19 protein-coding genes are annotated in these 21,960 nt (G+C 73.8%); 15 read left to right on the top strand and 4 right to left on the bottom strand.

What is annotated here, in order from left to right:
* Window positions 1–366 precede the first annotated feature (366 nt).
* On the top strand, window positions 367–1,497 hold the full coding sequence (gene mycP / locus ACIODU_RS19715) for a type VII secretion-associated serine protease mycosin (protein WP_401769065.1): 1,131 nt from the start codon (window positions 367–369) through the stop codon (window positions 1,495–1,497).
* A gap of 984 nt (window positions 1,498–2,481) precedes the next feature.
* On the opposite strand, the gene ACIODU_RS19710 is transcribed toward mycP, so the two are convergent.
* Window positions 2,482–3,132 (bottom strand): serine hydrolase, encoded by a 651-nt coding sequence (locus ACIODU_RS19710; protein ID WP_401769064.1) that lies wholly within the window; start codon window positions 3,130–3,132, stop codon window positions 2,482–2,484.
* Between the two features lie 50 nt (window positions 3,133–3,182).
* Here ACIODU_RS19710 and ACIODU_RS19705 point away from each other — a divergent pair, with 50 nt between their 5' ends.
* A complete protein-coding gene (locus tag ACIODU_RS19705; protein ID WP_401769062.1) occupies window positions 3,183–3,965 on the top strand; it encodes an SseB family protein in 783 nt (260 codons plus the stop codon).
* Between the two features lie 55 nt (window positions 3,966–4,020).
* On the opposite strand, the gene ACIODU_RS19700 is transcribed toward ACIODU_RS19705, so the two are convergent.
* Entirely contained in the window at window positions 4,021–4,338 is a 318-nt protein-coding gene (locus ACIODU_RS19700; RefSeq protein WP_161307760.1) for a DUF1844 domain-containing protein, read from the bottom strand.
* A 508-nt stretch (window positions 4,339–4,846) separates the two neighbouring features.
* Here ACIODU_RS19700 and infC point away from each other — a divergent pair.
* From infC to ACIODU_RS19650, 10 genes are all read left to right on the top strand, one after another.
* Window positions 4,847–5,551, top strand: coding sequence for a translation initiation factor IF-3 (gene infC, locus ACIODU_RS19695; RefSeq protein WP_356424911.1), 705 nt, complete (start codon window positions 4,847–4,849; stop codon window positions 5,549–5,551).
* 128 nt (window positions 5,552–5,679) lie between these two features.
* On the top strand, window positions 5,680–5,874 hold the full coding sequence (gene rpmI / locus ACIODU_RS19690; protein ID WP_356424909.1) for a 50S ribosomal protein L35: 195 nt from the start codon (window positions 5,680–5,682) through the stop codon (window positions 5,872–5,874).
* Between the two features lie 103 nt (window positions 5,875–5,977).
* Entirely contained in the window at window positions 5,978–6,364 is a 387-nt protein-coding gene (gene rplT, locus ACIODU_RS19685; RefSeq protein WP_161307754.1) for a 50S ribosomal protein L20, read from the top strand.
* 181 nt (window positions 6,365–6,545) lie between these two features.
* The gene (locus tag ACIODU_RS19680) at window positions 6,546–7,397 is read left to right on the top strand and encodes an RNA methyltransferase (RefSeq protein WP_356424905.1); all 852 of its coding nucleotides are present in this window, start codon (window positions 6,546–6,548) and stop codon (window positions 7,395–7,397) included.
* A gap of 84 nt (window positions 7,398–7,481) precedes the next feature.
* A complete protein-coding gene (locus ACIODU_RS19675) occupies window positions 7,482–8,768 on the top strand; it encodes an ATP-binding protein (protein ID WP_401769060.1) in 1,287 nt (428 codons plus the stop codon).
* A 171-nt stretch (window positions 8,769–8,939) separates the two neighbouring features.
* Window positions 8,940–10,073 carry a phenylalanine--tRNA ligase subunit alpha gene (gene pheS, locus ACIODU_RS19670; RefSeq protein WP_356424900.1) on the top strand — a complete coding sequence of 378 codons (1,134 nt, stop codon included), beginning with the start codon at window positions 8,940–8,942 and terminating at the stop codon, window positions 10,071–10,073.
* On the top strand, window positions 10,073–12,601 hold the full coding sequence (pheT, locus tag ACIODU_RS19665; RefSeq protein WP_401769058.1) for a phenylalanine--tRNA ligase subunit beta: 2,529 nt from the start codon (window positions 10,073–10,075) through the stop codon (window positions 12,599–12,601). Before pheS ends, pheT begins: the two co-directional genes overlap by 1 nt.
* 250 nt (window positions 12,602–12,851) lie before the next feature.
* Window positions 12,852–13,967, top strand: coding sequence for a PP2C family protein-serine/threonine phosphatase (locus ACIODU_RS19660; protein WP_401769057.1), 1,116 nt, complete (start codon window positions 12,852–12,854; stop codon window positions 13,965–13,967).
* A 330-nt stretch (window positions 13,968–14,297) separates the two neighbouring features.
* Window positions 14,298–15,635, top strand: a complete 1,338-nt coding sequence (locus tag ACIODU_RS19655) for a transcriptional regulator (RefSeq protein ID WP_401769055.1) — start codon at window positions 14,298–14,300, stop codon at window positions 15,633–15,635.
* Window positions 15,636–15,734: 99 nt separating this feature from the next.
* Window positions 15,735–16,265: an NUDIX hydrolase gene (locus ACIODU_RS19650; protein WP_401769053.1), complete on the top strand. Its 531-nt coding sequence runs from the start codon at window positions 15,735–15,737 to the stop codon at window positions 16,263–16,265.
* Window positions 16,266–16,323: 58 nt separating this feature from the next.
* Here ACIODU_RS19650 and ACIODU_RS19645 read toward each other — a convergent pair whose 3' ends face one another.
* On the bottom strand, window positions 16,324–17,190 hold the full coding sequence (locus ACIODU_RS19645) for a 3-hydroxybutyryl-CoA dehydrogenase (RefSeq protein WP_401769167.1): 867 nt from the start codon (window positions 17,188–17,190) through the stop codon (window positions 16,324–16,326).
* Between the two features lie 348 nt (window positions 17,191–17,538).
* Here ACIODU_RS19645 and ACIODU_RS19640 point away from each other — a divergent pair, with 348 nt between their 5' ends.
* Window positions 17,539–18,762, top strand: coding sequence for a glycoside hydrolase family 10 protein (locus tag ACIODU_RS19640; protein ID WP_401769165.1), 1,224 nt, complete (start codon window positions 17,539–17,541; stop codon window positions 18,760–18,762).
* Between the two features lie 54 nt (window positions 18,763–18,816).
* On the opposite strand, the gene ACIODU_RS19635 is transcribed toward ACIODU_RS19640, so the two are convergent.
* The gene (locus tag ACIODU_RS19635) at window positions 18,817–19,767 is read right to left on the bottom strand and encodes a DMT family transporter (RefSeq protein WP_401769050.1); all 951 of its coding nucleotides are present in this window, start codon (window positions 19,765–19,767) and stop codon (window positions 18,817–18,819) included.
* Between ACIODU_RS19635 and ACIODU_RS19630 the strand changes: the two genes are divergently transcribed.
* Together ACIODU_RS19630 and ACIODU_RS19625 are read left to right on the top strand one after the other, a co-directional pair.
* Window positions 19,766–21,214, top strand: coding sequence for a PLP-dependent aminotransferase family protein (locus ACIODU_RS19630; RefSeq protein WP_401769047.1), 1,449 nt, complete (start codon window positions 19,766–19,768; stop codon window positions 21,212–21,214). The two genes, ACIODU_RS19635 and ACIODU_RS19630, sit on opposite strands and share 2 nt — an antisense overlap.
* Window positions 21,215–21,380: 166 nt before the next feature.
* Window positions 21,381–21,956 carry a phosphoglycerate mutase family protein gene (locus tag ACIODU_RS19625; RefSeq protein ID WP_356424884.1) on the top strand — a complete coding sequence of 192 codons (576 nt, stop codon included), beginning with the start codon at window positions 21,381–21,383 and terminating at the stop codon, window positions 21,954–21,956.
* Window positions 21,957–21,960: the final 4 nt, after the last annotated feature.

Genomic DNA, 21,960 nt, shown 5'->3' with positions numbered 1-21,960 from the left:
GCGTGCACGGACCCGGACACGGTTCCAGGGACGCCCGGCCCGGGGAATCCACGTACGGCGTGTGCGCACCTGGATACGGCCTCGGCGATGCCGGGAACGGGAGATCTCCGCATGGCGCGCGCGCATCTGAATGCGGCCCCATCGACTCCCGGGACGGGGGGCCCTCGCACGGCACGCGCGTACCAGGCCACGGCCTCGCTCCCGCGGACCGGCTCCCCGCTGAGCTTCCTCGCGGACCGCGACACCGCCCCCGCGCCCGGCGACCCCTCGCCACCCCCCGCCTCTGCCCCCGGCCCCTCACGCCGCCGCCCCCCGTCCCCCCTCCGCCGCCGGCTTCTCGTCGTCCTTGCCGCCGCCTCCTTCGCCGTGCTGCCTGCCACCCCTGCCCACGCCGACTCGCTCCGGGAGCAGCAGTGGGCCCTCGAAGCGCTGCACACCGATCAGGCCTGGCGTACCTCCCAGGGGAACGGCGTCACCGTCGCCGTGCTCGACACCGGTGTCGACGGCAGCCACCCCGACCTGTCCGGACAGGTACTCCCCGGCCGCGACCTCGTCGGCTTCGGCGCGACCGAGGGCGACCCCTCCTGGGCCCGGCACGGCACCGCCATGGCGGGAATCATCGCCGGCCACGGCCACGGCCCCGACCGCTCCGAGGGCGTTCTCGGCATCGCGCCGCAGGCCAGGATCCTGCCCGTCCGCGTCATCCTCGAAGGGAGCGACCCGGCCCGCGAGAAGGCCCGTAAGTCCAAGGGCGGCGCCCTCGCCGAGGGCATCCGCTGGGCCGCCGACAACGGGGCCGACGTCATCAACCTCTCCCTCGGCGACGACAGCAAGTCCGCCCACCCCGAAGCGGCGGAGGACGCCGCCGTCCAGTACGCCCTGGGCAAGGGCGCGGTCGTCGTCGCCTCGGCCGGCAACGGCGGGGAGAAGGGCGACCACATCTCGTACCCGGCGGCCTACCCCGGCGTCATCGCCGTCGCCGCCGTCGACCGCTTCGGGACGCACGCGGCCTTCTCGACCCGCCGCTGGTACGCCACCGTCAGCGCCCCCGGCGTCGACATCGTCATCGCGGACCCCGACCGCAAGTACTACGAAGGCTGGGGCACCAGCGCCGCCGCCGCGTTCGTCTCCGGCGCCGTGGCACTCGTACGCTCCGCCCACCCCGACCTCACCCCCGCGCAGATCAAGAAGCTCCTCGCCGACACCGCCCGCGACGCCCCGGCGAACGGCCGCGACGACGCGAAGGGATACGGCTTCGTCGATCCCGCCGCCGCCATCGAGGCCGGCGCGAGGCTGTCCGGTACGGAAGCGAAGAGCGGCCCCGCCGCCGGCTACCAGAAGCAGTACTTCGGCGCGGGCCCTGACGTCCCCCGCGAGGACCCGGGCCGGGGCGTCGGCCTCGCCCCGGTCGCCGGGGGAGTGGGCGCGCTGCTGCTGGCGGCCGCGGTGGTGCTGTGGCGAGGCAGCGGCACGAGACACCCGGACCGCCCCCGCTGACGGCGAGGAACGAACGGCCGTACGTGAACGGCCTTACGGCCCCGACCCACCACGCGGCCTGCGGCCGGGCGACTCACCGCACCGCCCCCCACCCAGTCGAACGCTCGGGTCCACCGCCCCGAGCCGGCTGGGACGCCCGGGCCCGCCGCGCGGAGCGGGCTGGGGCGCCCTGACCTGCCGCGCCGAGTGCGGCCACGCGCCCCGTCGGCTGCGTTGAGCGGGGCCGTACGACCCAGGTCTGCCGTGCCGCCGGTGGCCGGACGACTTGGCGCATAGCCCTGAGCCGGCTCAGACGCTCGGGTCCGCCGTGCCGGGCGTGACACCGAGGCCGTACGACCCCGGTCCGCCACGCCGTCGGCGGCCGGGTGACTCGGCGCACCGTCACGAGGCGGTTCAGACGCTCGGTTCCGCCGCGCGGCGCGGTTTCAGGCGCCCTGGTCTGCCGAGCCGGGCGCGGCCGCGAGCTCGGTCGACTGCGTTGAGCGAGGTCGTACGGCCGGGGCCCGTCAGACCGTTCCTAGCCGGGCGACTTGGTGCGCCGCCCCGAGTGGGCTCAGGCGCCGGGGGTCGGGTCGTACGACCTCGGTCTGTCACGCGGCCGATGGCCGGGCGGCTCGGTACACCAGCCCGACCCGGCTCGGACGCTCGGGTCCCCCGCGGAGCGGTCTCGGGCGCGCTGGTCCGACGTGCCGAGCGCGGCCACGTGCCCCGTCGCCTGTGTCGATCGGGGGCGTACGACCCCGATCCGCCACGCGGCCGTGGCCGGGCGGCCCGGCGTACCGCCCCGAGCCCGCTCGCACGCTCCATCCGTCGCCCCGAGCCGGCAGCCGCCCCCCGCCCCGGCGCGACGAGCCCGCGCGCGCCCCAAGCCCGAGCGGCGCGCCACGCAGCCCCCGCCCGCCCGCCTGGCCGACCCGGCCCCACGGCCCCGCCCGCCCCGCGCCCCAGCGGCGCGCCCCGCTACGCCCGCCCCCGGAGCAGCGCTCAAACCGCCCTCCCCGCCCCCCTCACCGCCGCCTCCTCCACCCGTTCGATTCCCGCCTCCAGCGTGGGGTGGTCGTCCGACAGGATCGCCACCAAGCGATCGCCCGCGCGGCCTATCGAGTGGACTACCCACAGGCCGGAGTCCGTTCGCGGTAGCCAGCCGTTCTTCAGGGCGTGGTCGCCGGTGGCGTCGGTCGCCGCCGAGATGCCCCAGTCCTGGGCCGGTACCACCCGTTCCATCAGGGTCGCCACATACCGCCGCGACCTCGCGTTCAGCGGTGACACGGTTCCGGTGTCGAACACCGCCCTCAGCAGCGTCAGCTGGTCGCGCGCGGTCGTTCGTGTCAGGCCCCACGCCGCCGCGCCCACCGTCCGCGTCAGGCCCAGCCGCGCGTGTGCCTCGTCCAGGGCCGTCACTCCTCCGGCCGCCGTGCGCAGCGCCGTCGCCGCGTCGTTGTCGCTGCGTTCGATCATCGCGGCAGCGAGCGTTTCCTCCTCCGGCGTCAGCCAGCGGTCCGCGTCCTGCGCCCGCAGCAGCAGCGCCGCCAGCACGCCCACCTTCACGACGCTGGCGCTGACATACGCGCGGTCCGCGTCGGTCGTCGCCCCGCGGCCGGTCGCCATGTCGTACACCGCCATCGAGAGATTCATCCGACGACCGTACGTTCCGACCGGCTCCGACCGGGCACTACGCTCGACCCGTGGCGCTCAAGAACATCCCCGACCCCGGCTTCTCCGACGACGACGGCACCGCCGACCCCGCGCTGGCCTCCGCCCTCGCCGCCTGGTCGGCCGACCGGTCCGCCGAAGGGGCCGTGCTGGCGGCGCTCACGAGCGCCCGGCTGCTCGTCCCCATCGTCGCCGTCCTCGGCGAGACCGAGGAGGACGAGAACGGGCTGCGCCGCGAGAAGACCAGCGACATGGCCGTGCCGACGCTCCGGGCGGGCGACCGCCGCGCGCTGCCGGCCTTCACGTCCGTCGCGGCGCTGGCCCGCTGGGACCCGGCGGCCCGCCCCGTCGCCGTACCCCTGCACCAGGCACTCCGGGCCGCCGCCCACGAGCAGGCCGACACGGTCGTGCTCGACCTCGCCGGGCCCGTGCCGTACCAGCTCACCGGGGCCGCTCTCCTCGCCGCCGCCGAAGGCCGTACCAGCACCGACCCCCTCGACGACCCCGCCGTCACGGCGGCGGTACGCGGTGTGGTCTCCGCCGAGCCCGCCGTCCTCCGGGCCCACCTCGGGCCTGGTACGGCGGACGGCACGCTGGCCCTCGTCCTGGAACCGGCCGCGCCCCCCGCCGACACCGCCCGCCGCGTCGCCGGGGCGCTCGCCGCCGACGACGTGCTGAGGGCCCGCCTGGTGCGCGGGCTCGACCTGGCACTGCTGCCGGCCGAGGCCACGCCACCGGGCGAGCCCCTGTTCGTACGCGACACGTCGGCGGACGCCCGTACGGTCGCCGGTGACCCGGGGAACCCTCAGCCGTAGGCCGGGGACGCCTAGCCGATAGGCCGAGACCGCTCAGCCGTGCCCCGGGAAACCCTCAGCCGTAGACCGGGCCCGTGTACTTCTCCCCGGGGCCCTGCCCCGGCTCGTCCCGTACCACCGACGCCTCGCGGAACGCCAGCTGGAGCGACTTGAGCCCGTCCCGCAGCGGCGCCGCGTGGAACGAGCTGATCTCCGTCGTGCTCGCGTCCAGCAGCCCGGCCAGCGCGTGGACCAGCTTGCGCGCCTCGTCCAGGTCCTTGTGGTCGTCGCCGTCCTCGGTCAGGCCGAGCTTCACGGCCGCCGCGCTCATCAGGTTCACCGCGACCGTGACGATCACCTCGACGGCGGGCACTTCCGCGATGTCGCGGGTCATCGCGTCGAAGTCGGGGGACTCCTGCGGGGACGCCGCGGACTGCGGGGACTGCGTGGAGTCCGAGAAGGCCGACGACTGCGGGGAGTCGGAGAAGGCCGACGATTGCGGGGACTCCGAGAAGGCCGGGGACTGCTGCGGGGAGGGGGCGTCGCTCATGCCCCACACGATAGGCCCCGCCCGCCTCCGCCCCCACGGTTGGCTCCCGGGAGCGGGAAGGTGCTAACCTGGTGTGACGACCGGCCGGACATTCATGTGCCCGGCCCACAAGTGGAGGCTCCGATCTCCCACCTGGCTGCCCCTTCCGGGCGGCGGGTCACCGGTCAGGTGGTGCCCATCGTTCCGTACGGACGATGGAGCCGCCCGATGCGCGCCCCGCGGTAGACGCGGCGGTGCTCCGGTAGTGCGAGGAGCTCCCGCCTGTGTCCCGTCCGGGGCATTTTTCGCGTTCCCCCACGGTTGGTCTCAGGTAAGAGTCAACAGACCTTACGCGGCTGTCTGCCAGACAGTCGTGTGGTGCTACCGAGGAGGATCCATCAGCGCCGAGCCCCGCATTAACGACCGGATTCGCGTTCCCGAGGTCCGACTTGTCGGCCCCAGCGGCGAGCAGGTGGGCATTGTCCCGCTGGCGAAGGCCCTGGAGTTGGCACAGGAGTACGACCTCGACCTGGTTGAGGTCGCGGCGACCGCACGTCCGCCCGTGTGCAAGCTCATGGACTACGGGAAGTTCAAGTACGAGTCGGCCATGAAGGCCCGTGAGGCGCGCAAGAACCAGGCGCACACGGTCATCAAGGAGATGAAGCTCCGCCCGAAGATCGACCCGCATGACTATGACACCAAAAAGGGTCACGTCGTCAGGTTCCTGAAGCAGGGCGACAAGGTCAAGATCACGATCATGTTCCGCGGTCGTGAGCAGTCCCGCCCCGAACTGGGCTTCCGACTGCTCCAGCGGCTCGCGTCGGACGTGGAGGAGCTCGGCTTCATCGAGTCGAACCCGAAGCAGGACGGCCGGAACATGATCATGGTTCTCGGCCCGCACAAGAAGAAGACCGAGGCCATGGCCGAGGCGCGCGAGGCCCAGGCCGCCCGCAAGGCGGAGCGCGCGGGTTACGCACCCGACGAGCACGTCGACGAGTCCCCGGACGCCGCCGACGCTCGCGCCGAAGCAGCTGCCGCCGAAGCCGAAGCCCCGGCCGAGGCATCTTCCGAGGCGTGATCCACGGGCTGCCATCCAGGCGGCCCACGGCTCCGTTCAGGAACCACACACCAGAGATCTGACGCTCCCGTGCGCCGGCTGAGAATCCGGCCGGCTGGGAGCGCCACTGACGAGGAGAGAACGGCGCCATGCCGAAGAACAAGACGCACAGCGGTGCCAGCAAGCGCTTCAAGATCACCGGCTCCGGCAAGGTCATGCGCGAGCGCGCCGGCAAGCGCCACCTGCTCGAGCACAAGTCCTCGCGGGTGACGCGGCGCCTGACCGGCACCGCCGAGATGGCCCCGGGCGACGCCGCGAAGATCAAGAAGCTTCTCGGCAAGTGACGTCGCGACCCCCGGTGACCGGGGGTGCGACCTCAGGACCGGGACCCATTCGTTTCCGGGCCGTGTGACACCGAACCACGGCCCCGCTACAAGGAGTTAACACGTGGCACGCGTCAAGCGGGCAGTCAACGCCCACAAGAAGCGCCGGGCAATCCTCGAGGCGGCCAGCGGTTACCGCGGCCAGCGCTCGCGCCTGTACCGCAAGGCCAAGGAGCAGGTCACCCACTCCCTCGTCTACAACTACAACGACCGCAAGAAGCGCAAGGGTGACTTCCGCCAGCTGTGGATCCAGCGGATCAACGCCGCGGCCCGCGCCAACGGCATCACGTACAACCGCTTCATCCAGGGTCTGAAGGCCGCCAACGTCGAGGTGGACCGCAAGATCCTCGCCGAGCTCGCGGTCAACGACGCCAACGCGTTCGCCACGCTCGTCGAGGTCGCCCAGAAGGCCCTCCCGAGCGACGTCAACGCCCCGAAGGCCGCCGCCTGATCTCCCTCAGGCCGCATGCACTTCCCACCGGACCCGCAGGCAGCGCGCCTGCGGGTCCGATGTGTTCCCGCCTCCCCCTTCCCCGCCCGCCCCGCCCCGGTCCGGTACGCGACCGGCGCGCCGGGTCCCCGCGGTCCGGTACGACACGTCCCGGGCCCCACACGTGAGTGAGCCGCCGCCCATGGGCACCCCCGAGCTGATCTCCCCGCGATCCCCGCGCGTCCTGGCCGCCAAGCGGCTCGCCCGGCGCGCCTTCCGGATCAAGGAGCGCCGGTTCATCGCCGAGGGGCCGCAGGCCGTACGGGAAGCGGTCGCCCACCGGGGCCCCGGCGGGGAGCCGACCCTCCTGGAGCTGTTCACCACCGTGGAGGCCGCCGAGCGGTACGCGGACATCGTGGACGGGGCCAGGGAGAGCGGCGCCCGCGTGCACCTCGCGCCCGACACCGTGCTCGCCGAGGTGTCGCAGACCGTCACTCCCCAGGGGCTGCTCGGCGTCTGCCGCTTCCTCGACTCGCCGTTCGAGGACGTCCTGCGCGCCCGGCCCCGCCTCGTCGCCGTGCTCGCGCACGTCCGCGACCCCGGGAACGCCGGTACGGTGCTGCGCTGCGCGGACGCCGCGGGCGCCGACGCCGTGGTCCTCACCGACGCCTCCGTCGACCTGTACAACCCCAAGTCGGTCCGCGCGTCCGTCGGCTCGCTGTTCCACCTGCCGGTCGCCGTCGGAGTTCCGGTCGAGGAGGCCGTACGGGGGCTCAAGGACGCCGGGGTACGGATCCTCGCCGCCGACGGCGCGGGCGACGACGACCTGGACGACGAGCTGGACGCGGGCACCATGGGCGGGCCCACGGCCTGGGTCTTCGGCAACGAGGCCTGGGGGCTGCCGGCGGAGACGCGCGCCCTCGCGGACGCCGTCGTACGGGTCCCGATCCACGGAAAGGCCGAGAGCCTGAACCTCGCGACCGCCGCGGCCGTATGCCTGTACGCGTCGGCACGTGCGCAACGGTCCGGGAACAGCGCCGGGAACAGGCGCTGAGGGGGTCCGCTCCGTCACGTATGGCTAGTACTGTTGCGCCTTCGCAGACCCACTGAGCTATGTGGAAGAGGCGGGATTACGGGGATGACGGCCGGGACCAGCAGACCTGTCACGGTCCAGGGACCTGTCCTGCGCGGCCCGGACCCGGGAGCCGGTGACGACGGCCAGGACCCCGCCGCGGGCGGCGACGGCCAGGACCGACCTGCTGGCGGCGACGGCCAGGACCGCCCTGTCGGAGGCGACGGCCAGGATCCCGCCGCCGGCGGCGACGGCACGCGGCCCGCCGACCCGGCCGGCCTCGCGCAGCCCATCGATCCCGACGACCTCCCCGACGGGCTCGTCGTCGCCGACGAGCACGGCCGCGTGACCTGCTTCAACGCCGCCGCCGCGCGGATCACCGCCGTACCGCTCGCGGAAGCCCTCGGTCAGCCGCTGGAGCGCGCGCTGCCGCTGGAGGACCTGGAGGGCCGCCGGTGGTGGACGCTGACGGATCCGTACGGCGGACTGGCCACCCGGGTCGGGCAGCCCGAGCGGAATTTACTGCTCCCGGGCGGGCGGGAGGTCCTGGTCTCCGCGCGGTACGTACGCGTCCGCCCGCTCGGCCCGGTCCAGAAGCTCGTCATCTGCGTCCGGGGCACCGAGGCCCGCCGCCGTACCGAACGCAGTCACGCCGAGCTGATCGCCACCGTCGCCCATGAACTGCGCTCGCCGCTGACCTCCGTCAAGGGCTTCACGGCGACGCTGCTCGCCAAGTGGGAACGCTTCACCGACGACCAGAAGCGGCTGATGCTGGAGACGGTCGACGCCGACGCCAACCGGGTCACCCGGCTCATCGCCGAACTCCTCGACATCTCGCGGATCGACTCCGGGCGCCTGGAGGTCCGCCGCCAGCCGGTCGACATCGGCGCCGCCGTCGGCCGCCACGTCCAGTCGCACACCGCAGCGGGCCAGTCCCCGGACCGGTTCCTCGTACGGATACAGCGCCCCCTGCCCGATCTGTGGGCCGACCCCGACAAGATCGACCAGATCCTCGGCAACCTGCTGGAAAACGCGGTGCGCCACGGCGAGGGAACCGTCACCATCGAGGTGGCAGCCGCGGAGATCGGGCACATCGAGGACGGGAGGGGCACCGTGAAGGGCACCGCCGTCACCGTGTGCGACGAGGGCCCCGGCATCCCCGAGGAGTCGATGGGCCGCGTCTTCACCCGCTTCTGGCGGGGCAGCAAACGCGGCGGTACGGGCCTCGGCCTCTACATCGTCAAGGGCATCGTCGAGGCGCACGGCGGGACGATCACCGTCGGCCGCGGCCCCGGCGGCGGCGCCCAGTTCCGATTCGTCCTGCCCGTCGCCGCTCCGGCCTACCTGACCTGAGCGGACGGACGGGCCCCACCCGAGCGGACGGACAGGCCCCGGGGGAGCGCACGGACGGGCCTGAGGGATCCGCGACGTCCACACGCCCTTTAGACTCGACCACTGGCACCTTCGGCGCCTACAGCGATCGAGCAGGGTCGTTTCGCCAGCCAAACGGAAGTACGGGAAGAGATGTCGGCACCCAACAAGTCGTACGACCCAGTCGAGGTCGAGGCGCTGAAACCGGAACAGATCGAGCGCATGCGGGACGAGGCGCTCGCCGCCTTCGCCGCCGCGGGCGATCTCGACGCGCTCGCTCACGCGAAGACCGCGCACACCTCCGGGACCTCGCCGCTCGCCCTCGCCAACCGCGAGATCGGCGCGCTGCCGCCGCAGGCCAAGGCCGAGGCGGGCAAGCGCGTGGGCCAGGCCCGCGGCGCCGTGAGCAAGGCCCTCGCCGCCCGGCAGACCGAGCTGGAGGCCGAGCGCGACAGCCGGGTCCTGGTCGAGGAGGCGGTGGACGTCACGCTGCCGTACGACCGGGTACCGCCCGGCGCCCGGCACCCGCTGACCACGCTCATGGAGCGGGTCGCGGACGTCTTCGTCGCCATGGGCTACGAGATCGCCGAGGGCCCCGAGGTCGAGGCGGAGTGGTTCAACTTCGACGCCCTGAACTTCCTGCCCGACCACCCGGCCCGCCAGACCCAGGACACCTTCTTCGTGCGGGCGCCCGGTCAGGCCGCCGACACCGGCGACGAGTCCGGTGTGCTGCTCCGTACGCACACCTCACCCGTCCAGGCCCGCACCCTGCTCGACCGCGAGCCGCCCGTGTACGTGGTCTGCCCGGGCCGGGTCTACCGGACGGACGAGCTGGACGCCACGCACACCCCGGTCTTCCACCAGATCGAGCTGCTCGCCGTGGACGAGGGCCTCACCATGGCCGACCTCAAGGGCACCCTCGACCACATGGTCCAGGCGCTCTTCGGCTCGGACATGAAGACCCGGCTGCGGCCGAACTACTTCCCCTTCACCGAGCCGTCCGCCGAGATGGACATGCTCTGCTACGTCTGCCGCGGCGCGTCCGTCGGCAACCCCGACCGGCCCTGCCGCACCTGCGGCAGCGAAGGCTGGATCGAGCTCGGCGGCTGCGGCATGGTCAACCCGAAGGTGCTCGTCGCCTGTGGCGTCGACCCCGAGAGGTACAGCGGGTTCGCCTTCGGGTTCGGCATCGAACGGATGCTGATGTTCCGCCACCACGTCGAAGACATGCGAGACATGGTCGAGTCGGACGTCCGGTTCACCCGGCCGTTCGGGATGGAGATCTGATGCGCGTCCCGCTTTCCTGGCTGCGGGAGTACGTCGACCTGCCGGCGACGGAGACCGGCCGCGACGTCCAGGCCCGGCTCGTCTCGGCGGGCCTGGAGGTGGAGGCCGTCGAACAGCTCGGCGCCGGTCTCAAGGGCCCCCTGGTCGTGGGCAAGGTCCTCACCATCGAGGAGCTGGAGGGCTTCAAGAAGCCCATCCGCTTCTGCACCGTCGACGTCGGCACGGCCAACGGCACCGGCGACCCGCAGGAGATCGTCTGCGGCGCCCGGAACTTCTCCGTCGGCGACAAGGTCGTCGTGGTCCTGCCGGGCGCGGTGCTGCCCGGCGACTTCGCGATCGCCGCGCGCAAGACGTACGGCAAGACCTCGCACGGCATGATCTGCTCCGGCGACGAGCTGGGCATGGGCGACGACGGCTCCGGCGGCATCATCGTCCTGCCTCCGGAGCACGAGGTCGGCACCGACGCGATCGCGCTCCTGGAGCTGGTCGACGAAGTCCTCGACATCGCCGTCACCCCGGACCGCGGCTACTGCCTCTCGCTGCGCGGCGTCGCCCGCGAGACCGCCACCGCGTACGGCCTGGCCCTGCGCGACCCGGCGCTGCTCGACGTGCCCGCGCCGAACGCCTTCGGGCACCCCGTGAAGATCGCCGATCCCAGGGGCTCCGACCGCTTCACGGCCCGTACGGTCACCGGCCTCGACCCCGAGGCCCGCAGCCCCCTCTGGCTGACCCGCCGGCTCCAGAAGGCCGGCATGCGGCCGATCTCGCTGGCCGTCGACATCACCAACTACGTGATGCTGGAGGTCGGCCAGCCCCTGCACGCGTACGACCGCTCCCGGATCGACGGGCCCCTCGGGGTCCGCCGCGCCCTGCCCGGCGAGAAGATCACCACGCTCGACGGCGCCGAGCGCACCCTCGACCCCGAGGACCTCGTCATCACCGACGACCGGGGGGCCATCGGCCTCGCCGGGGTCATGGGCGGCGCCGACACCGAGATCGCCGATGTCGCCGTCGACCCCGAGACCGGGGAGGTGCGGGGCACCACCGAGGTCGTCATCGAGGCCGCGCACTTCGACCCGATCTCCATCGCCCGCACCGCGCGCCGCCACAAGCTGGCCTCCGAGGCGTCCAAGCGCTTCGAGCGCGGCGTCGACCCGCAGGCCGCGGCCGCCGCCGCGCAGCGGACCGTCGACCTGCTGGTCCTGCTCGCGGGCGGTTCCGCGGGCGCCGGGGTCACCGAGGTCGTCGCGCCGTACGCGCCGCACACGATCGTCATGCCCGCGGGCCACCCCGACCGGGTGGCGGGCATGGTCTACGGGCGCGAGACCGTCGTACGGCGGCTCCAGGAAGTCGGCTGCGCCGTCCAGGGTCAGGACGAACTGGTCGTCACCGTCCCGTCCTGGCGCCCCGACCTCGGCGCGCCCAACGACCTCGCCGAGGAGGTCATCCGCCTGGAGGGGTACGAGAACCTTCCCTCCACGCTGCCGACCCCGCCATCGGGCCGGGGCCTCACCGAGCGGCAGCGGCTGCACCGCAGGGTCGGCCGGGTGCTGGCCGGCGCCGGATACGTGGAGGCGCTGAACTACCCGTTCATCGGCGACGCCGTCCTGGACGCCCTCGGGCTCCCGGCCGACGACGCCCGCCGCCGTACGGTCACGCTGGTCAACCCGCTCTCCGACGAGGAGCCCGCGCTGCGCACGACGCTGCTGCCGGGCCTCCTGGCGGCCCTGCGCCGCAACGACGGGCGCGGCTCGCACGACCTGGCGCTGTTCGAGACCGGCCTGGTCTTCCGGCCGACCGGCCACGAGACCGTGCCGGTACGGCTGCCCGTGGACCGGCGGCCCTCGGACGCGGACCTCGCCGGGCTCGACGCCGCGCTGCCGCGCCAGCCGCGCCGCGCCGCCGTGGTCCTGGCCGGCGCCCGTGAGCAGGCCGGCTGGTGGGGCGCGGGGCGCCCGGCCGGCTGGGCGGACGCCGTCGAGGCGGCCCGTACCGTCGCGCGGGAGGCCGGCGTCGAGCTGACCGTCCGCGCCGGGCAGCACGCGCCCTGGCACCCCGGCCGGTGCGCGGCCCTCTTCGCCACCGTGGACGGTGAGGAGACGCTCGTCGGCCACGCGGGGGAGCTGCACCCGAGGGTCGTCAAGACGCTCGGGGTGCCGGACCGCACCTGCGCCATGGAGATCGAACTGGACCTCCTGGAGCGGGCGGGCGACGGCCCCGTCCAGGCACCGCGGATCTCCACGTTCCCGGTCGCCACCCAGGACGTCGCCCTGGTCGTCGCGGACGACGTGCCGGCCACGGCGGTGGAGGAGGCCCTGCACCAGGGCGCGGGTGAACTGCTGGAGTCCCTGCGGCTGTTCGACGTCTTCACCGGCGAGCAGATCGGCGAGGGCCGCAAGTCCCTCGCGTACGCCCTGCGCTTCCGGGCGCCGGACCGCACGCTGACCGTCGAGGAGGCCACGGCCGCGCGCGACGCGGCGGTGGCGCTGGCGGCCGAGCGGACCGGAGCGGTGCTGCGCGGCGCGTGACGCCGACGCGTGAACTACTGCGCGGCGCGTGACGCCGGCACGTGAACGACTGCGCGGCGCGTGACGCCGGCGTGAACGACGAGGGGCGCTTCCGGATCTCCGGAAGCGCCCCTCGGTCGTCCCGTGACACCCCCTCACTCATTCGGGTGAGAAGCCGGGACGAGGTCGCCCACGGGCCGGAGTGATCGACACAATCGATGCGGCCACGACGGTCGAGGGACGTCCGGACCGGCCGAGGAGGCCCGACGGCATGATCCGTACGAGGGCAGCGGGGGACACGCGGGCGATCGCGCCCGTCCCGCGGCGGGTGGTCGAGTGTGTGGTGCTGTGCCTCTGGCTGGTGCTGGTCGTCCTCTGGGAGCTGACCGGCCCGCTGGACGAGGAGGGCGACGGCCTGGTTCGCCGCTCGGTGACCTGCGCGGCGTTCCTGATGGCGGTGGGGTATCTGCTCACCGGTGTACGGCGGGGCCCGGTCCGGGAGTTGCGCGAGGCGAGGGCGGTCGCGCGCGCCACCCAGGACGTGCTGCTCAGGCCGCTGCCCCCGGGGATCGACGGGCTGACCCTGGCCGCCCGCAGGCTCTCCGTCTCGCACGGCGCGGACGTCGGCGGCGACCTGTACGAGGCGGTGGCCACCCCGTACGGCGTGCGGATCGTCATCGGGGACGTGCGCGGGCACGGCCTGTCCGCCATCGGCGCGGTCGCCGCCGTCCTCGGCAGCTTCCGGGAGGCCGCGCACGACGAGGCGGGTCTGGACGGGGTGCTGCGCCGGCTCGACCGCGCGTACCAGCGCCGGTTGCGGGACCTGACGGGCCAGGAGCACGCGGCGGCGGGCGGGCGGGAGCCGGCGGACCCGGCGGCGGAGGAGTTCGTCACGGTCCTGCTGCTGGAGATCGGCGCCGACTCGGACGTACGGGCCCTCAATTGCGGCCATCCGTGGCCCTATCGGCTCGGGCCGGGCGCCGTACCGCTGTCCGCCGTCGAGCCGCTGCCCCCGCTGGGCGCCTTCCCGCTGCCGGACGGCCTCGCGCCCCTGGTCTGCGGGCGGCTGCTGCCGGGGGAGGCGCTGTTCCTGCACACGGACGGGGCGGAGGACGCCCGCGACGCGGCGGGCCGCTTCTTCGGCCTCAAGGACGCGCTCGTACGGTCTCTGGCGGGGCGGCCGCCCGGGGTGCCCGTCTCGCCGGCGCACGTGGCGCGGCAGGTGCACACGGCGCTGCTGCGGCACACCGGCGGGCGGATCACCGACGACGTGGCGCTGCTCGTGCTGCGCAACGACCGGGGCGGCCGGGGCGGCCGTACGCGCGTCCCGGCGCGGAGCGGCGAACCGGCGCCGCGCCGCTCCCGTACAGAACCCTCGCGCCGGTGAGCGGCCCGGAGGGACGTGTCCCTGCTGTCGGCCCCGTCTGCTTGGTGCGAGACGCGGCCGGCGCGCCGTCCGTTCCCCCGCGGAGTGTCGGGCAGGTCGGGGGGACGGACGGCGCGGTGACGGGCCGCCGCACTGTACGAGGGGGAGCCGGCGGCCCGGCCGCCTCTTGCGAGACCACCGAGTCAACCGTGCCGGGCGGTCCCGCGGCAGCGTGTGCGGGGCGCGGATTCGTACGTTCCGTTCACACCCCGTGTGAATTTCCCCGTACAAACCGGCCCTTGTCCCACCGCACAGGTTCTATCGTGGGCCTGCCAGTCATCGGAGGGGCACATGCAGCCCAACACTCTGCTCGACTCGCTGTTGGACGAGGCGGGCATCTCCCACGCCGGTCTCGCCGCCCGGATCAACCGCGCCGGCGAGGCCCGTGGTCTCACCCTGCGGTACGAACACACCGCCGTGGCCCGGTGGTTGAAGGGGCAGCGGCCGCGAGGCCAGGTGCCCGACCTGATCTGTGCGGTCCTGGGCGACCGGCTGGGCCGCCCGCTGTCCCTCGACGACATCGGCCTCGGGGTGCCCGGCGCGTACCGCCCGGCCGGCACCCCGCTCTCCGGGTTCGTCGAACGGGCCGCCGCGCTCTGGCGCTCCGACGAACAGCAGCGGCCCCATCTGGCGGCCGCCTCCGCCGTCACCGGGACGCCCGCCGTGATGCCCGTCTGGGAGTGGGAGAACCCTCCCGAGGACACGGACGTCTCGCGCGCGGGCCGCACCAGGGTCGGCCCGGCCGACGTCGAGCTGCTCAAGTCGGCGCGGGCGCACTACGAGTTGATGTACCGAAGATCCGGCGGGGTCGCCACCCGCGCCCGGGTCGTCGGCTTCCTCAACGCCGAGACCGCGCCGCTGCTGCGCGGCTCGTACGGCGACACGCTGGGCCGGCAACTGCACCGCGCCACCGGCGGACTGGTCGCGGTGGCCGGCATCTGCGCGTACGACTCCGACGCCCACGGCCTCGCCCAGCGCTACTTCCACCAGGCGCTGCGGCTCGCGAAGGCCAGCGGCGACCGGGGACTCGGCGCCTACGTGATCGCGCTGCTCGTCAACCAGTCGCTGCACATGGGGGAGTACCGCCAGGCCGTGGCCTTCGCGGAGGCGGCCCTGCGCGCCGCCGGGACGCGCATCACCCCCGCCCTCACCGCCGACCTCTACGCCATGCAGGCCAAGTCGTACGCCCATCTCGGCGACGGCGGCAACGCGTTGGACCGCATCCGGCGCGCCGAGAGCGCGGCGGAGCACATCCGGCCGGGGCACGAACCGGACGAGACGGGCTATGTCCAGCCGGGCCTGGTGAACGTCCAGGTGGCCGAGGCGCTGCTGAGTCTCGGCGATCTGGCGGCGGCGCGGGCGCACGCGACGGCCGCCGTCGGCACACCGGCGCACGACCGGGGCAGGGTCCACCGCCTCGCCATGCTCAGCCACATCGAGCTCCGGCAGGGCGAGCCCGACCGGGCGGCCGGAACCGCCGCCGAGATGGCCGAACGCGCGAAGGGGATGGAGTCCCAGCGGCTGCGGGACCGGCTGCGCGCGGTGCGCGGGGAGTTGGTGTCCAGTGGTTCCAGCGAGGCGGGGGAGGCGGCCGCGCTGATCGACGAAGCGCTCCGTGTGCCTCTGTAAGCCCCCTGGTAAGCCCCCTGCGCGGACGACGTGTTGCTGAGAATCAGCGGTGAGTTCTGCTGCGATGTTGCCATCAACGCGTCGGAAGGTGGCAGAAACGTGCAGTGGACGAAACTGAGCGAACAGACTGTGTATGAGAATCGCTGGTTCCAGGTCAACCTCGCGGACGTCGAACTTCCCGACGGCCGCCACCTGGACCACTTCCTCATCCGGCTCCGCCCGGTCGCGGCGGCCACGGTCGTCAACGAGGCCAACGAGGTGCTGCTCCTCAGGCGCCACCGCTTCATCACCGACAGCTGGGGCTGGGAGCTGGCCGCCGGGGTGGTCGAGGACGGCGAGGACATCGAACGCGCGGCGGCGCGGGAGATGGAGGAGGAGACGGGGTGGCGGCCGGGGCCGCTGCGCCATCTGCTCACGGTCGAGCCGTCGAACGGCCTCACCGACGCGCGCCACCACCTCTACTGGGCGGAGGAGGCCACGTACACCGGACCGCCCGAGGACGACTTCGAGTCGTCGTGCCGCGAGTGGGTGCCCCTCAAGCTCGTACCGGACATGATCGCCCGGGGCGAGATCCCGGCCGCCAACATGGCGGCCGGGCTGCTGTTGCTCCGTCACATACGGCTGGGCTGAAGGGGATCCGCGCCCAGCGGGACGTACGGCGTGTGCGTACGACGCGCGGTGATCCGGGTCAGACGGCGGCGTACGGGTAGAAGCCCGCGCCCGTCTTACGGCCCAGCCGTCCCGCGTCCACCATCCGCTGGAGCAGCGGGGGAGCGGCGTACAGCGCCTCCTTGTACTCGGCGTACATCGAGTCCGCGACCGACGCCACCGTGTCCAGGCCGATCAGGTCGGCGAGCTTGAGCGGGCCCATCGGGTGGGCGCAGCCCAGCTCCATGCCGTTGTCGATGTCCTCACGGCTGGCGATCCCCGACTCGAACATCCGGACGGCGGAGAGCAGGTACGGGATCAGCAGGGCGTTCACCACGAAGCCCGAGCGGTCCTGGGCGCGGATCGCGTGCTTGCCCAGCACCTTCCCGACCAGGGCCTCGGCGCGCCGGAGCGTCTCGTCGGACGTCGTGAGGGCGGGGATCAGCTCGACCAGCTTCTGCACCGGGGCCGGGTTGAAGAAGTGGATGCCGATGACCTGGTCGGGGCGGGAGGTGGCGACGGCCAGCCTGACCAGCGGGATGGAGGAGGTGTTGGAGGCCAGGATCGCGTCGGGCCGGGTCACGACCTGGTCGAGCACCTGGAAGATCTCCGTCTTGACCTTCTCGTTCTCCACGACGGCCTCGATGACGAGGTCGCGGTCGGCGAACTCCCCGAGGTCGGTGGTGAAGCTGAGCCGGCCGAGGGTCGCGTCCCGCTCAGCCGGGGTGATCTTGCCGCGTTCGGCGGCCTTGGCGAGCGAACCGTGCAGGCGGGTCCTGCCGATCTCCAGGGCCTCGCCGGTCGTCTCGGCGACCCTCACCTCCAGGCCGCTGCGGGCGGCGACCTCGGCGATGCCTGCGCCCATCTGGCCGCAGCCCACCACTCCCACGCGGGCGATATCGGTCAGGGTGTCGGTCACATCGTGCCTTTCGCTGGTCCGCGCCGATCCGCGCAGGTCGGTGCGGGATCGGTGACGGGTGGGTCCCGGGTCGGTGGTTCCGGCAGGTCGCCGGGTGATACCGGTGGCCCGCCCCGGACCGAGACGTTACTCCGCGCGGGTGTGTGGACGCCGTGCCGGGGCGGGCATGCTCAGCCCGTACGGCGGCCCGCTCCCCACCACGGCGGGCACCCCACCCCCCCACCGGCAAGGGACGGAAGCCAGATGCGGCACACGCCACTCCACATCCCCTCCAACCTCCCCCGTGACACCCCCTCTCTCACCTCCCACCCCGGCACCTTGGGCAGACGGGGATTCATGGCGGCCACGGCGGCGCTGATGACCACGATGCTGAGCGCTTCGGAGGCGCTCGCGGGCGGGCCCGTGGGCCCCGACGGCCGGCACCGCGCCCCGCGCCGGGACCTGCGCGGGGTGTGGGTCGCGACGGTCACCAACCGCGACTGGCCCTCCAAGCCGGGGCTCACCGCCGCCCAGCAGCGCGCCGAACTGATCGCGCATCTGGACACGGCCGTCACCCGCAAGTTGAACGCCGTCGTCTTCCAGGTCAGGCCCACGGCCGACGCCCTGTGGCCCTCCCCGTACGAACCCTGGTCGCAGTACCTCACCGGCACGCAGGGCAAGGACCCGGGCTGGGACCCGCTGGGCACGGCGGTGCGCGAGGCGCACGCGCGCGGTCTGGAGCTGCACGCCTGGTTCAACCCGTACCGCGTCGCCATGCACACCGACCCGTCGAAGCTCTCCGCGAAGCACCCGGCCCGGGTGCACCCCGAGTGGGTGCTGCCGTACGGCGGGAAGCTCTACTACAACCCGGGTCTCCCGGAGGTCAGGGCCTTCGTGCAGGACGCCATGCTGGACGCCGTGCGGCGCTACGACATCGACGCCGTGCACTGGGACGACTACTTCTACCCCTATCCGGTCGCGGGCCAGGTGTTCGCGGACGACGAGGCGTACGCGCGGTACGGCGCGGGCTTCAAGGACAAGGCGGCGTGGCGGCGGGACAACACGGACCGGCTGGTGCGGGAGACCGGCGCGAAGATCAAGAAGCTCAAGAAGGACGTACGGTTCGGCATCAGCCCCTTCGGCGTGTGGCGCAACGCGGCCACCGACCCCCTCGGCTCCGACACCCGGGCGGGTGTGCAGACGTACGACGACCTGCACGCGGACACCCGGAAGTGGGTGAAGGAGGGCTGGATCGACTACATCGCCCCGCAGCTGTACTGGAACATCGGCTTCGCCGCCGCCGACTACGCGAAGCTGGTGCGCTGGTGGGACGGTGTCGTACGGGGCACGGGCGTCGACCTCTACATCGGCGAGGCGCTCTACAAGGCGGGTGACCCGGCGCAGCCCGCGCCGTGGCAGGACCCGGCGGAGCTGTCCCGTCATCTGACCCTGGCCAAGGACTTTCCGGGGGTGGGCGGCCACTGCTTCTTCGCGGCGAAGGAGGTCCGCTCCGACCCGATCGGCGCGATGACCCGGCTGGTGACGGACCACTACGGCAAGCGGTCGCGGCTGCCGGGGTGAGGGGGCGGGGGCGGGGCCGCGGGGGCTGCGGGGCTGGGTGTGGGGCCCGGGTGCTCACCTGCCCGCGCCGCCCGCGCGTTGGGTGACGGCGATGCAGACGAGGACCGCGAGGGCCGCCGCGACGGCCGCCGGGGGGAGGTGTTCGCCGAGGAGGAGTACGGCCCAGACCAGGGTGAGCAGCGGTTGGGCGAGCTGGAGTTGGCTGGCGCGGGCTATGCCGATCGACGCCATGCCCCGGTACCAGACGTACAGGCCGAAGAAGGTCGACACCGAGGCCACCCAGACGACACCGATCACCCCGTGCGGCGAGAGGTGCACCGGCTCAAAGGACAGGGCGGTCGCCGCGCCCGCCACCGAGAGCGGCAGGCATCCGATCAGCGCCCAGCCGATGACGTGCCAGCCGGGCATCTCCCGGGCCAGGCGCCCGCCTTCGGTGTAGCCGGCCGCGCAGACCAGCAGCGCGCCGAAGAGGTACAGGTCGCCGGAGGAGAGGGTGCCGCCGCTCTGCTGGACCGCGAAGGCGAGGACCACGGCGGCGCCCGCGACGGCGGCCCACCAGAACGCGCGGGACGGGCGGCGGCCTGTCCGCAGCGTCGCGAAGGCCGCCGTGGTCAGCGGCAGCAGTCCGACCACCACGGCCGCGTGTGCGCTGGTGGAGGTCTCCAGGGCCAGGGTCGTCAGCAGCGGGAAACCGGCCACGACCCCGCCCGCGACCACCGCGAGGCCGGCCCAGTGGCGTCGCGCGGGCACCGGGACGCGCAGGGCGAGCAGGAAACCGCCCGCGAGCAGTGCGGCGAGGGTGCTGCGGAGGGCGACCAGGGACCAGGGGCCGAAGCTCTCCAGGCCCCACGCGGTGGAGGGGAAGGTGAGGGAGAAGGCGAGCACGCCCGGCACGGCGAGGAGGGTGCCGGAACGCGTGGAGGGGGTGGCGGGCGTGGCGGTGGTCCGTGGGGCGTCGCCCACCGCTATCGGTGTGCCGGTAGTAGCGCTATCCTGTGCCGTCATGCAAGAGCGTAGCAGTGTGCGGGAATTGGCGGATGTCCTGCGGGGAGAGCTGCACCGCTACCCGCCTGGTGGAAAGCTGCCGTCGAGTCGCGCCCTGGTCGAGCGTCACCACGTCTCCCCGGTGACCGTCTCGCGCGCCCTCGCCCGGCTTGTGGCGGAAGGGCTCGTCGTCACCCGGCCCGGGGCCGGTGCCTTCCGGGCCGCCGCACGGCCGGCGGCCCCGCCCGCCGGTGACACCTCCTGGCAGGAGGTCACGCTGAGCGCGGACGCCCAGGCCGAACTCGTCCCCCGGGCGGTCGACGCCTCCGCCGTCCTGGTCACCCTCGCCGCGCCGGCGCCGGGGGTCGTGGAGTTCAACGGCGGCTACCTGCACCCCTCCCTCCAGCCCGAACAGGCGATGGGCGCCGCCCTGGCCCGGGCGGGCCGCCGCCCCGGCGCCTGGGGACGGCCGCCCGTCGAGGGCCTTCCGGAACTGCGCGAGTGGTTCGCCCGCTCGGTCGGGGACCGCTGCACGGCCGCCGAGGTCCTGGTCACCGCGGGCGGCCAGAGCGCCCTCACGACCGCCGTACGGGCTCTCGCGCCGCCCGGCGCCCCCGTCCTCGTGGAATCGCCCACCTACCCCGGCATGCTCGCCATCGCCCGCGCCGCCGGACTGCGGCCCGTCCCCGTGCCGGTGGACTCCGACGGCGTACGGCCCGGGCTGCTCGCCGAAGCCTTCCGGGCCACCGGGGCACGGGTGTTCATCTGCCAGCCGCTCTTCCAGAACCCCACCGGGGCCGTGCTCTCACCGGAGCGCCGGCCCCAGGTGCTCCGGATCGCCCGGGAGGCCGGCGCGTTCGTCGTGGAGGACGACTTCGCCCGGCGGCTGGTCCACGAGGACGCGGGGCCGCTGCCCGCGCCGCTCGCCGCCGACGACCCGGACGGCGTGGTCGTGCACGTCAGTTCGCTCACCAAGGCGGCCTCGGCGAGCCTGCGGGTCGGCATGCTCGCGGCCCGGGGCCCGGTCCTGGAACGGCTGCGCGCCATCCATGTCGTCGACACCTTCTTCGTACCGCGCCCCCTTCAGGAAACCGCCCTGGAGCTGGTCGGATCCGCCGCCTGGAGCCGCCATCTGCGGGCCCTCGCGGGGGCGTTGAGGACCCGCAGGGACACCATGGCCGCCGCCTTGCGCCGGGAGCTGCCCGAGCTGTCCGTGCCGCACCTGCCCGCGGGCGGGCACCACCTCTGGGTCCGGCTCCCCGACGGCACCGACGAACCGGCCGTCGTCTCCGCCGCCCTGCGCGCCGGGGTGGCCGTCACGCCGGGCCGCCCGTACTTCAGCGCCGAGGCACCGGCCGCGCGGCTGCGGCTGAGCTTCGCCGCGGTGGCGGGTCCTGCGGAGATCCACGAAGGGGTACGGAGGCTCCGCACCGCCTGCGACGAGGCACTCGGGGCTGCCCGGGCCTGACGGCAACGAGGGCACCGCGAGGGCGCCGCGAGCGCGCCGCGAGGGCGGCGGGCCACCGGCCGGAGGGGAGCGGACCGCATGGGTCACACCCATATCCCGAAGCGTTTCTCCACCCGCCTTCCACTGACCCTTGACCAGGTCGCCGTTCGGATCCACGATCACGGCCATGAGTGTTCGGGTCACCTTGGTCGCCGCCGCGCGCAGCTCGGACCAGTTCGACGAGCGCTTCGACGAGGACCGCCCTCTGGACCGGATCGGCTGGCACGAGATCCAGCGCGTGGCGCACAGCCTGGTGCCGCTGGCCGCCGCCGATCTCCGCTACTGCTCACCCACCCCGCGCAGCCGTGCCACCGGCGACGCGCTGGGCTACGCCCCGATGGCGCAGCCCGCCCTGCGGGACTGCGACATGGGCCGCTGGCGCGGGCTCACCTTCGCCGAGGCGGCGGCGCGCGAACCGGCCGCCGTCGACGCCTGGCTGGCCGACCCCCGCGCCGCCCCGCACGGCGGCGAACCCCTGCTGGCCTTCATCTCCCGGGTGGGCGGCTGGCTGGACACCCGGCCCGCGCAGGACATCATGGCGATCGTGGCGGTGGCCGAACCGGCGGTCGTCCGGGCGGCGGTGGTCTACGCGCTGAACGCCCCGCCCCGTACGTACTGGTACCTGGACGTCCGCCCGCTCTCCACCGTCACCCTCACCGGCGCCGCAGGGCGCTGGAACCTGCGCCTGGACGCGGGCCCGTGAGGTG

Origin of the sequence: Streptomyces sp. NPDC088261 (assembly GCF_044740805.1) — a bacterium.
Taxonomy (GTDB): domain Bacteria; phylum Actinomycetota; class Actinomycetes; order Streptomycetales; family Streptomycetaceae; genus Streptomyces.
Note: the sequence above shows the minus strand (reverse complement) of the source record. Positions and strands in the feature narration are given on the sequence as shown.